This is a genomic window from Sphingobacterium sp. UBA7249 (assembly GCF_002472835.1).
Taxonomy (GTDB): Bacteria; Bacteroidota; Bacteroidia; order Sphingobacteriales; family Sphingobacteriaceae; genus Sphingobacterium; species Sphingobacterium prati.
This window is the reverse complement of record NZ_DKST01000028.1, coordinates 140987-153815: the sequence shown is the minus strand read 5'-3', so window position 1 is coordinate 153815 and position 12829 is coordinate 140987. Positions and strand designations below refer to the sequence as shown.

Below are 12829 nucleotides of genomic sequence, written 5' to 3'. Positions count from 1 at the left end.
TCTTCAATTTAATACGCTAATTACCAACCCGGATTTTGTACCAAATTCGGGTTGACCAATAGATCACTTTCTTTAATTGGCCAAAAATAGTCTCTCGGTGCTACGAATCGTTGCTGATAGAAGGTCTGTTCCTGATAGAAAAGCTCCGGATGGTCCTTATCCTGATTGCGATCCCAGCCCGTGATATTTTTGTTGAGTTCCTGCGCGGCAAGCTTCCAGCGTCTCAAATCCCAAAAGCGGGAACCTTCAAAACTCATCTCAATATTACGTTCACGTTGTATAATCGCGCGAAGTCCTTCTTTTGTCGTCGGTTTAGCGCTATTGAAAGCATATTTTGCCCAAGACTCTTTCACCCCTTCCAAACCGGCGCGCTTGCGAATTTTATCGAGATAGAGGAATACATCTGCTGTCGGTCCTTCACTCTCGTTCAGCGCCTCGGCATACATCAGATACAGGTCGGCAAGCCTTAGCATAGGCCATGGATACTCTTCGATATGCGAGCTGTTTCCATCCTTAAAGGCAAATTTCCAGTTGACCAGCTTCTTTGGGTAATAGGTTGTAATCGGCACGGAAACACCACTGCCAAATAAGCCTAAACGAAGCTGTGTTGTCCAGGTATTTTCGTCTGTCTGACTTGGGCTATTTTCCATGTACCAAACCCCACCGTCAAAGCCCACATTGGCGTAGAAACGATTTTCACGGTCAAAATGCAAACGTGCTGTTCGGTAATTTTCGATATTGTTGAAGCGTTCGTCATGCGTTCCCGAACGCAATTGGTTTTTATTACTGAAATCCAAGGTCTTATCTTCATCCATCGGCACGCCATTTTTGGTATAAAACTGTTCAACGATCTTGATGGTCGGCGCCAAAACACCATTCACACTATTATTACCAGCATTATTTGGATCGATGTGGGCCATGGACGAGTACTGCAGCTGCCAGGTCCTTGAGGTTGGATTTCCCCAGATGATCTCGCGATTCCATTTTTCCGTTACCGCGTTCCGGATGCTCATCTGAATCATTGTGGTATTGGACAGTGGACGCACCGGTGTCGGAAATTCGTACAGATTTATCCCCAGCTCCTCACAGGCAGCAATCGCTTCTTTTGCAGCCTGCGCTGCTTTACGCCATTTTTCCGCTTGAAAGCCCTGATTAAAAAATAACGTACCGTCCACATTTTTAAAGGTTGCATAATCCGTATTGCCATTGAATAATGGACTCGCTGCATATAACAGGACTTTTGCTTTGATACCTAAGGCAATCGGTTTGGTAATACGTCCCAGATCGGTTACTGGCGACTGCACGGCATTGGGCAATTTACCCGCCGCCTCATCCAGCACCTTCACGATGTAATCAACCACCTCGTCAATCGGTTTACGCTTTACCTGTGTCTCCTCAATAGGTGCCGTCACGGGCACGTTGACATCCATAATCGGAATAGGACCATAATGGCGCATCAGCATAAAATGATAATAGGCTTTTAAGAACAGCACCTCACCCTCCCAGGTGGTACGTTCATCTTGCGTCATGTCACGTACCTTTTCGGGATTTTGAATATTTTCCAAAAAGATATTACAGTCGCGAATGGCATTGAACATCGAACGTTCGCGAACATTATTGATTATATGCCCATCCCAGTAATTGACATAAGGATCGGTGACACTTTGATTGCCACGGGCGATGTTCCAGTTTGTCCCGTTGATACTCCGCGTTGGGTAATCCAGCCAGAACTCATCTCCTGCCATAAAAGCGGGATTTATAGTCGGTTCGCCATCATTGGGCAAATAAGAATAGCAGGTTGCCAAATATTTAATGGCTTCACTGCGCATGGTAAAGGCATTATCTATTGTGGGGGCATTGTCGGGTACGACATCCAAATAGTTGCAGGATTGAAAAAACAATAGACCTGATACCACCATCGATTTAAATACAGTTAACTTTTTCATGATACATTGTTTTTTATAATCCTACATTGATTCCGATATTATATACCGCCTGAACCGGATAACCCAAACCATCACCACCCATTTCAGGATCCCACATTTTAAATTTGCTCCATACGGCAAGATTCAGGGCATTGGTATAAATGCGGATATTGGACATCTTCCAGCGATCCAGGATCTTCTTTGGTACTGTATAGCCCAATTCAACAGATTTCAGGCGAAGGAATGCACCATTGCGCATCCACCAGGTCGAGAATTGATTGTTGTTGTTATTGAATCCATCGGTCAATCGTGGCCAAAATGCACGGATATCCTGATTATCTTCCGACCAGTGACTATCGGCCACCTGTTTTAACAGCCCGTTTTGATAGGAACCATTGATGGCGAAAGGAGTGATATTTCCGGGATTAATAAAAAACGATGAACGTGCAGAGCCCTGTAAGAAAGCACTGACATCAAATCCTTTGAAACCAACGGTGAATCCCATACCGTAGATAATTTCAGGATCCGTTGGAAAACCGATGGGCACTTTATCCAGATCAGTTATTTTGCCATCGCCGTTAATGTCACGGTATTTGATATCACCGCCCATTGTTTTCAATGCACCACCAAAATTTTGCAATGGCGAGTTATCGGCTTCAATATCATCTACAAATAGTCGTTCGGCGATCAAGCCATATTGTTGTTTAAGCGGATATCCGAGATGCGTCAGGTAAGACAAATTTGCCGGATAGTTCGGCTCCTCATTGGTCAACAAGCGATTGGTCGCATAGGTCATATTACCGCGCAACTGTGTCCACCAGGTGTTTGCGAAAGACTTGTTGTAATCCAAGGCCAGGTCGAAGCCCTTACTTTCTGCCTTACCCATATTGGATTGAATATCGGCCTGAAAACCTGCAGTCGTCGGAATAGTTGAGCGTACCATTAAGATATCACTTCGCTTGGAGTTGTAGTAATCAAAGACGACACCCAGTCCATTTTTAAGATTGAGGTCAAAACCTACATCAAATGTTTTGGCGCGCTCCCAGGTAATATTGGGATTAGCGTAACGCGAGATGGAATAACCTGGTCTATAGTAATCCCAAAGGTTCCCCCAAGAAAAACCTTTCCCAGGATCGTTAGGATTGACCTGCGATAAATAGAAAAAGCGGTCGCGGTCGTTACCGATCTGATCGTTACCCACTAAACCATAGGTTGCACGTAGTTTTAAACGAGATACCACAGGCGTAATAAACTCAAACATTTTCTCTTCCTGGAGATTCCAGCCCAGCCCAAAAGACGGAAAAAAACCAAATCGCTTGTCTTTAGAAAAACGCTCGGAACCGTTGTAACCAAAATTCGCTTCAAACAGGTATTTATTTTTATACGCATATGTTGCACGTCCAGACACACCGAGGTTACGTGCTGGCAATGAAGCCTGCAGATTACCGCCATTTGCCGTCTGATAGTTCCGCATGATACCGATTAGCATACCCGTGATATCATGATCTTTTCCGATGGTTCGGTTGTAATTAAGCGCAAATTCACCGTAAGTCGTTGTATTCTGTATCCGATCGCCCTGACTATAATCCAGGTATTCTGTCCCCTGGTTTTCATTCAGCAAGCTCAATACCGTATTATTTGTTCCGGGTATTTTCAGCAAATTATAGTAGAAAGGTTCAAAGCTTCTGCGCACTGAAAAATACGAGTACCGTTGCGTATAAGCCATCAAACGTGCAGATAAACCTTTTGTGATAAAATCAAAGTTCTGTTTCAGCTCCAATTGCACATTGACTGTCGAACTATTATATTCCTGAAAACCGTTGACCATCTTGGCATACGGGTTATTATACAAGATCTTTGTCGTCGGTATAAAGTTATTGCCGAATAACGGGTGCGTTGTAAATGGCGCGTAAGAAGAGGGATATACTGCCGGAAACATTACTGGATTGGACCAGATGGCTTCTTTGAATACCCGTTGGCCGCCGTTGATCAAATTGCCCCAGTCATCATAACCACCGATCGGTCCCTTATAATCGTCAAACTGTGCCGACGTGCGGATAATTCCTATGGTTGTCGGCGTAATATTTAGGGTGATATTGGAACGCAAAGAATAATTTTTGAGGTTAATGTTATTGTCAAAATTATTGCCACTTTCCGATTTCAAAATTCCCTTATCATTGTTAAAAGTACCCGCAACATAATATTGCGCTAGGTTACCGCCTCCCGTTACGTTGAAATTGAAACGCTGGTTGTTGGTGTAATCTTTAATTAACTGATCGATCCAGTTATTACTGGGATAAAGCAGCGGATCGTCACCCCTAGCCGTATGATCGATCTTATTCTGATCGTAAGGCAATGTTCCCCTCGGGTTGCGTGTCAAAACAGCTTCATTAGCCAAATTCATATAGGTAATATTATCGGCAAATTGGAAGTTTCGGGTATTGGTTGAAATTGAATTTTCAAAACGAGCGTTAAACTTTGCTTTTCCAACAATACCGCTTTTGGTATTGACCAAGACCACACCATTTGCCCCCCTAGCACCATATAGTGCGGAAGCGGCCGCATCTTTCAGCACCGAAAAACCAGCGATATCATCCGGTTGAAGCCGCGCTAAGGCCGTTGTATTCGATTCCATCCCATCGATGAGGATCAAGGGGTCTTTTTTTCCGGCACCAAAAGTCCCGACACCGCGGATAAAAAAGGAGGCATTGTCGTTACCCGGTTCCCCACTTCGTTGATAAGCAATTAGCCCAGCTACGCGACCGGCCAACATGGAGGTCAGATTGGAGGTTGGTCCCTTAATTTCTTTTGGATTGATCGAGGTAATGGAAGCCACCATACTCGTTTTCTTCTGCGTGCCGTATGCGACGACCGTCACCTCATCCAGATTTGAACTTGATGAGGACAGGAAGATGGTCATACGGTTGGTACTCGTGACCTGAACAGTTTTTCGGTCGAATCCGACCGAAGTGAGGACAAGCTGATCATTGAGTTGCACATCTTTGATCAGGAACTGTCCCTGTGCATCCGTTGATACAACTGCACTCTTTCCCATGAAGGCAATTGTAACGTTGGAAATGGGTAAATGTCCGACGCTATCCAATACAACTCCTCTTAATTCAAACGACTTGGTCTGCGCGTGCGCAAAGCTTACTATTAGCATAAAGAGGAAGACAAGACTACATCGCTGCCATTTACAGATTCGGTAATACATGTGGTAGATCATAAATTGGTCTTCTTATAGATTGGTTATTATTGCGTAGCATAGCATGTTTTTAATCTATACTATTCTATACTACTATGCAATAGTAAAAACATTTTCCGACATCCACAAATATTTTTTAAAATAAGGGTATGGTTTGTGCGCTATCGTGTATTAGCGGAGAATTAGGAAATGTAGGGTGGTTATAAAAATCTAGCGGCATGTACCGTAATAAATAACGATACATGCCGCCTAGGATTTTTTTTATCTAAAATTAATCACAAAAAAGGGTAGGCCTAGCCTACCCTTTTGTCAATGAGTGATGATATTTTAAGGTATGATTGAGCGAATGTGCAGTTTGTCTAGCGTCATCTTGATAAGATGACAGATCCTCACAATGTCGGATGTCTGCTACATCCACTTTCGTTCTTACTTTGCTGATGACCTGATTTAGCTCGGATTTCCAGTTGCCCGGATCACCAAAATCGTTCATCCAATTTTTGTTAATAAACTTTTTATAGTTCAAAAGCAAAATATACAATTCCTCACCACTACCGGCGCGATTGATTGACGTACGCCAGTTTTCTAATTTTTCTTTAAAACTCATAACCAGCAATATACAAAAAAAATATTGTATTGCAAAATCGGATGGCTTTCATCAATCAAAATCGACTTTGCAATGACTATTACGGGTTAGCATTGAGCTGTATATGGATAAATCAGTTTAAAGTAACATCCAAGTAGACAGAATGACGGCCATATGTATCATAAAATGGCTTAAATCTCACCCCATCCACTGTAAACTCCAACCGTTTGGGATCTCCTTGAATGGATTTGCCAATATCTTTTGCATCCAGCGTGATTTTGCGCCAGTCTTTTCTTGCAGCCGGCTCCTGAGCAGCCAAGAGAATAGGCCCATAAAACAAACTGGCGATATTTTGTTGATCCATCACTGGATCTAGACGAAATTGAAATGGCATATGCAGTGCGATCTCGTCTCCAGCTTTCCAATTGCGGCTCAATTTGACATAAGAACCTGGCTGCGCGTTTACTTTCTCAGCTTTGCCATTGATCGAGACCTGATATCCTTTGGTCGCCCAGCCCGGCACACGTACATAGATATCAAATTGGCCGTTACCTTTTATCGTCAGTTTGCTGTGGTCGTCCTTTGGAAAGCTTGTCGTCTGTTCAATGATCACATTGCGCGATGTCCAGTTTAACGTTGACGGAATAAATAGATTGACATAAAGTGCTTTATCATCTTTACTCTTGAAGTAAATTGCGCTTTGAAGTTTGGTGCTGCTTTCGATTGCCGTGCCATTACAGCAGGTAAAACCTTTCATATCCGGATTTCCGAACTGCTTCACCGAGCCGGGCCTTAGCGGGACATGGTAGGTATTCGCAGGCGAGTTTTCTGCTACCGAAGCAAGGATATGGTTGTATAGCCCCCGCTCATAATAGTCCATATACGCTGCGCGCTGATCAAAAAGAAACAAATTACTTGTCAATTTCAATAGATTATACGTTGCGCAGGTCTCATTTTGTCCACCTGCCGCAAATCCGTTTTCATAGAGGGTCGCAGGTTCAGCAGTAAAAACTTCGGCGTTGGCAGGGTTACGGGCCCCAGCCACTCCACCGATACTATACATATAATCATTGACTGCCTTGTACCAGAAGTTGTCCGCTACTTTATAGTATTCTGGCATATTGGACACATCATACATCACGATACTTCCCACGATTTGCGGTATGTGCTGATTTGCGTGGAGTCCACGGAAAGTGTCAACATTCTTGGCCAGTCCATCGCTATGTTGGGCATCTCCAAAAAAGACCTCGATATTATCAAACATCCGCGCCGTCTTCAGATACTTATCCTGCTTCGTAATACGATATAGATGCGCCATGGTTTCGTTCATACCACCAAATTCACCGGCAATATAAGTATGCCACATCTTAATCAGTGTATCCTCCGGCAGTTTACTCAAGCGTGCATACACCCAATTGGCCATTCCTTCAGCAACATCCAATGCTTTTTTATTGCCACTTACTTCGTATATATCAATCAAACCTGCCAAAATCTTGTGTAGTGTATAATAGGGAGCCCATACCTGGTTTACCTGTCCTCCATATTTAGCACCTTTTTCCAACATAATAAATTGATCGGGTGGGTAGGCACTGATAAAGCCTTTACCCCAGTTCCAATAATCTGTACGAATACCCGATTCACTGAGATCCGAGTCGAAATCCTGTTTGCCGGGACCCGGTGGCACATTGCTTGGATCTGAAATAGCGGCAGTGCCCGGTGTTTTCGGTTTACCGGACAACTGGGCGAGCTCGTATAATGTGTTGACCATATAAGTCATTTTATCGGCAAAATTCTGTTGGAGTGCTTTATCATATGCCGTACCTGAATAGGCCTGCGCAATAGCTGTTAGGTAATGTCCTGTAGCATGCCCCCGAAGTTTGGTATCCTGACTGTCCCACACACCTAAGGGTTCTGCTCCCGCTGGCTGGGGCATTCCAAATGCATTGCGGAACATATATAAAAAAGAGTTAGGGTCGGTTGTAGCCAATGTCCGGATAAACTTGTCGCGGTTTTCGATAAATTTTGTTTTCTCGTTTTCAGCGTCGGTTTCCAAACTCACCTGGCTTAGGCTGAAAGGTTCAAGCATAGCACTTGGTGCCACCGATTTTTTTGTTCCTTTTACCGAGACAATGGCTTTAACGCGTAACTCTGTTCCCGGCACCTGGCCCATAACCGTGTAACGGCCAGCCTCCAATACGGTACTGTTATCATTCGGCGATGGCCATAGCACGCGCACCTTTGGCCCCTGTATTCCATCTTTGTAGGTTCCGTTTACATAGCTTGGCAACCTGGGCAATTCACCGACTTCGGTCTCTACCGACACATCAGAAACCGCCAGCAAATAGGCGTTATAAAGCTGCGCCTGTGTTAATGGAAAACTGGGTAGATCTCCTTCCGTATCCTTTACATTCACTGCTGCGCTATTTCTATTTCCCTGCTGTGCATTTGTGAAAATGCCAAACACTTGACTTTCGGTGAGCGGAACCCTATAAATACGGAAATCGCGTATCATAGCATCAAGGTTAGGGTCGCCAGCCAAAAGCGACTTACCGAGATAGAGCTGTTTTTTACCTCCCGAAGATGCTCCAAAAACATCGCTTAACTCTTTAGGTATATCGTTGCTTTTGCCCACAGGCTTGCCGTCCAGATAGGTGATCAACGCTCTTGAAGGCATATCCACCACAATGGTAAGATATCCCCATTTATTCAATGCAATAGCTGGAGCGACTGCGGCTTTTTCGGTACCGCCGCCTGCTGTAATCAGCGCATGATACCCGGGTTGTCCGGTAATCCCCAGCGGGGCAACCGTAAAATGTGCCTCCGAGTTTGTGCCGAAATCAAAAAAGCGCTGATTGGCTTTGTTCGATCTTAAGAAGATCCATCCGGAAATACTCAAAGATTCCATATCGGCTAGCGCAGCTCCCGGAATCGTGACAAAATCATTGTTTTCTCCCGAAAGTGATAAGACCTTGCCAAATCGCTTATCACTTACAAATTTTGGCTGAGCACCATGGGTAGCATGGAGGTTATTTCTCGACCAATCTTTTAAATCGTCCTTAAAAAGATACCGTGCAATCATTTCTGTCTCGCCGATACCATCCAAAATCTGATCACCGCCTTGGGCCCGACTAGCGGATATTGTCCCTAAAAAGCAACCTACTGAAAGGACAATATGTATAAGCATTTTGTATATCTTCATGTTATTATAGCTAATTCGTACGTGTTTATAAAAATAAAAAGAATCTATTGCCAAATATGGAAATATTTTAGCCTAAAATTATTGGATATTACCCTGCTTTTGATTCTTTCATGGATCACTTTATGACTACGATGGTGTTTTAATATAGGTTCCATGCCGGCGGATTTACCCCCAGCAGATGCTTGACGAAAAAGTCCCTTCGCTTCTTCTCTCCAAAATCGCCTCCAGAGGCGTGCCCCATTCCCGGCACCATAATAAACTCATGATCTTTGCCCTGCTTAATCAATTGATTGACCAATTGGTAAGTTGAAGCAGGATCTACATTGTCATCTAGCTCACCTACGATCAACATCAGCTTGCCCTGTAAGCGGTGAGCATTCTCGGTATTTGAACAAGCCGCATATTCAGGTCCTATTGGCCAGCCCATCCATTGCTCATTCCACCATATCTTATCCATTCTGTTATCATGACAACCACAGGATGAAACGCCGACTTTATAAAACTCGGGGTGGAATAACAAAGCTCCAGTAGCGGACTGCCCGCCTGCAGAAGTACCATAAATACCTACCCGCTCGATATCCATGTAAGGGTATTTGGACGCCGCAGATTTCATCCATGCTATGCGGTCAGGGAAACCGGCATCCTTTAAATTCTTCCACGCTACATCATGAAATGCCTTGGATCGATTAGACGTTCCCATGCCATCGATTTGCACCACGACAAACCCCAATTCTGCCAATTCATACATCCCCGAAGGGTTGGCGTAAAAGCTTTTTGGCACGAAAGAACTATGTGGTCCAGCATAAATATATTCGATCACAGGATATTTTTTCTGGGGATCAAAGTTTCTGGGCCGTATAATAATACCCCAGATATCAGTTTTATTGTCTCTCGCCAGTGCTTTAAAAACCTCGGGAGCCTTCCAACCTGCAGCCTCTAGTTCAGTGATATCTGCATTTTCTAACGCCATGACGACCCGACCATCCGATGCATCGCGCAAAACTGATTTGGGCGCTTGATTGACTAAAGAATACACATCTATAAACAGACTGTGATCACTATTAAAGGTTGCTTGATGGTGTGCCATCTCTGGGGTCAATTCCTTCAATCCTTTACCGTCTAGTCCGATCGAATAATAACGAATCAGGTAGGGATCCTCACCTTTCTTTAGCCCACTCCCCTCAAAAAACACTTTTCTTTTTGCTTCGTCGACATAAATCACTTTTCGCACGACCCAATTTCCTTTAGTGATCTGGTTTTTCAGGGCACCGGTATTGCTGTCGAAAAGATAGAGATGGTTCCACCCATCACGTTCCGAAGCCCAGATGATTTCTTGCGTACGCGACAAATCATTTCTATATTTTTTGCTACTATAATCGATGAAAGTAGGGCTGGTTTCGGAGATAATTACGTTGGTTTTCCCATTATTGGCACTTAGCTCAAGGACATCATAGCGTTGGTGACCGCGTTGATTATATTCAAAGGTAATGCCACTATTGTCCGGCCGCCAAGCAAGGTTAGATAGGGAAAACTGATTGGCCACCTGAGTTGGATCAACGCTAAAGATCTTACCCGTCTCCACTTCGACGATAGCCGGATAATATTGCGGCAAAGCATCCCCAGGTTTTACATAATCCCTTATCTGCAACTTAGGCTGCAGTTGATCAACCGGAGAGGATTCAAACAGCGTAAGTTTTCTTACTTCTGCTTTTCGCACTTTTGACACAGCTATTTTTTTTGAATCCGTTGACCATTGTATCTGTGACCTATAATACTCGCCAGGACTACCGTCAAATGTCAACTGTTTCTCTGTCTTTACATCTCCATTTTTACGCACATAAATATTATTGTTTTTAATATAGGCGGTATATTTCTTGTCAGGAGAGTCAACAGCTTCGCCCTTGCTATCATCTCTGCGTGCCCCCCAATATTCACCACCGCTATGATCAAGCGCATTAGCCACAACCTTTCCTTTATTGACCAATTTTTGTGTAGCAGCATTCCATTTCCAAGTCACCTCCTGTGCGACAAATTCGATTTCATGTGCATTTAACACCGTAGTGCCTTTACCCCAATAGGTACCCAATTTAACTTCAGTACCCAATTCGGCTTTAAGCTGCTTTTCAATCTCTGCGACGTCGGTAACGAGCTTATTCTTACCTACCGCATCAACGATATATAATTCAAGCTTGCCACCTTTGGCAGTGGCACGGTAGCTAAAGCACTCCCCTTTTTCCGACCAAAGAATTTGTTGTGGTACTTGATAGACTTTACCAAAAGACTCTCTTATTTCCTTCGCCCGTCTGTAATCATCCAATGTCCCCTGTGCCATCACAGAAGTCTGGCAGAGTATCCATAAGGCAGCTATTAACTTCAGTTTCATATGTAAATAGTTATTCATTCGTATTTATCTCAATTGCATTGTTATATGGTCAATCTTATTTCAGTGTGCAGACGTTTTATTGGTCAAATTTCAGTGATCTGTTTTGTATGCCCACGACCTTTGACAACATAATAGAGGGGAATTCCCAGAAGTGTAATAATTATCCCCGGCCAGGTAAATTGAGGTTTATAGATCACCAGTAAGACGATAAAGGAAAGTCCCATCAAGATATAGACTGCCGGAATTATGGGATAGCCAAAAGCCTTATAGGGCCTCGGGAGTTCGGGACGTTTTTTGCGCAGCAAAAAAATACCAGCTATACACATGACATAAAAGATAACGACGACACAGGTAATCATATCCAGTAAATCTCCATATTTACCGGTTAAACACCACACTCCTGCAATTATTCCTTGCAGCCAAAGTGCATAAGCCGGCACCGCCCGATTGTTTAAACGGCCTGTCTTTTTAAAAAATAAACCATCTTTAGCCATGGAGTAATAAATCCGAGCTCCCGCCAAAATTAGCCCATTGTTACATCCAAAAGTACTTATCATAATCATTATGGCTAAAATGGTTATTCCAAAAGGTCCGAATATCTCTTGAGCCACTACCATCGCTACACGATCTTTGGGGGCACTTGCCATCCCTTCGACCGTCAATATTCCAGTATACATCAAGTTGGTCAGAATATAGATGAAGGTCACAATTCCTGTCCCCAATGCTAAGCTGAGTCCAATATTACGTTGAGGATTTTTTATTTCTCCTGCCACAGCAGATGAGGAATGCCAAGAATCACTACTGAATAAGGCACCTACCAGCGCGGCGGACATCGCAGCGAAGGTACCAAACAACGAATAACCTGCTACTGAGCCATCAGCATTCAAGCGATGCAAATCCCATCGAGCGCCTGCCGACCAATTTTGCTCCCACACATTAAGATCAAAAGCTGCAAAACCAAATAACACCAACAAAATCAAACTCAATATTTTAATCAAGGTAAGTACTGTCTGTAATGTTTTACCATTTTGTACACCTCTGGTGTTAATAAATGTCAGAAGTAATATGACCACTATCGCCAACAGCTGGGCGGAGGAGACATGATAGCTTCCTAAAACAAGCAGATACACATCCTCATCCAGGACAGGAAATAAATACGCGGTGAATTTTGAAAACGCCACCCCCACAGCTGCAATTGTTGCCGTCTGGATGACAGCAAAAAAGGTCCAGCCAAAAGTAAAACTCACCAGGGGGCCATAAGCCTCTTTGAGGTAGACATACTGTCCGCCAGCTTTGGGAAACATTGCGCTCAATTCACCATAACTCAACGCCGCTGCCAAAGTCATAAACCCACAGATCAACCATACGACCATTAACCAACCCGCAGCTCCAGTATGGCGGGCTATATCAGCGGATACGATAAATATCCCTGATCCGATCATACTTCCAGCAACTAACATCGTGGCATCCAATAGTCCCAACGATTTCTTAAATTCTTGATTCCGCGTGTTTGTATCCATAATCTAGGAAGGTA

6 protein-coding genes are annotated in these 12829 nt (G+C 43.8%); all 6 read right to left on the bottom strand.

Annotation, left to right across the window (positions count from 1 at the left end; translation table 11 throughout):
• Window positions 1–20: 20 nt before the first annotated feature.
• The gene (locus B4A24_RS20120) at window positions 21–1946 is read right to left on the bottom strand and encodes a RagB/SusD family nutrient uptake outer membrane protein (protein WP_293946757.1); all 1926 of its coding nucleotides are present in this window, start codon (window positions 1944–1946) and stop codon (window positions 21–23) included.
• A gap of 13 nt (window positions 1947–1959) precedes the next feature.
• Window positions 1960–5088, bottom strand: a complete 3129-nt coding sequence (locus B4A24_RS20115) for a SusC/RagA family TonB-linked outer membrane protein (RefSeq protein ID WP_293946756.1) — start codon at window positions 5086–5088, stop codon at window positions 1960–1962.
• 340 nt (window positions 5089–5428) lie between these two features.
• On the bottom strand, window positions 5429–5734 hold the full coding sequence (locus B4A24_RS20110; RefSeq protein ID WP_172392731.1) for a hypothetical protein: 306 nt from the start codon (window positions 5732–5734) through the stop codon (window positions 5429–5431).
• A gap of 112 nt (window positions 5735–5846) precedes the next feature.
• On the bottom strand, window positions 5847–8912 hold the full coding sequence (locus B4A24_RS20105; protein WP_293946755.1) for a beta-L-arabinofuranosidase domain-containing protein: 3066 nt from the start codon (window positions 8910–8912) through the stop codon (window positions 5847–5849).
• 139 nt (window positions 8913–9051) lie between these two features.
• Window positions 9052–11295 carry a S9 family peptidase gene (locus B4A24_RS20100; RefSeq protein ID WP_293946754.1) on the bottom strand — a complete coding sequence of 748 codons (2244 nt, stop codon included), beginning with the start codon at window positions 11293–11295 and terminating at the stop codon, window positions 9052–9054.
• Between the two features lie 83 nt (window positions 11296–11378).
• Window positions 11379–12815, bottom strand: coding sequence for an APC family permease (locus tag B4A24_RS20095; protein WP_293946753.1), 1437 nt, complete (start codon window positions 12813–12815; stop codon window positions 11379–11381).
• Between the last annotated feature and the right edge of the window lie 14 nt (window positions 12816–12829).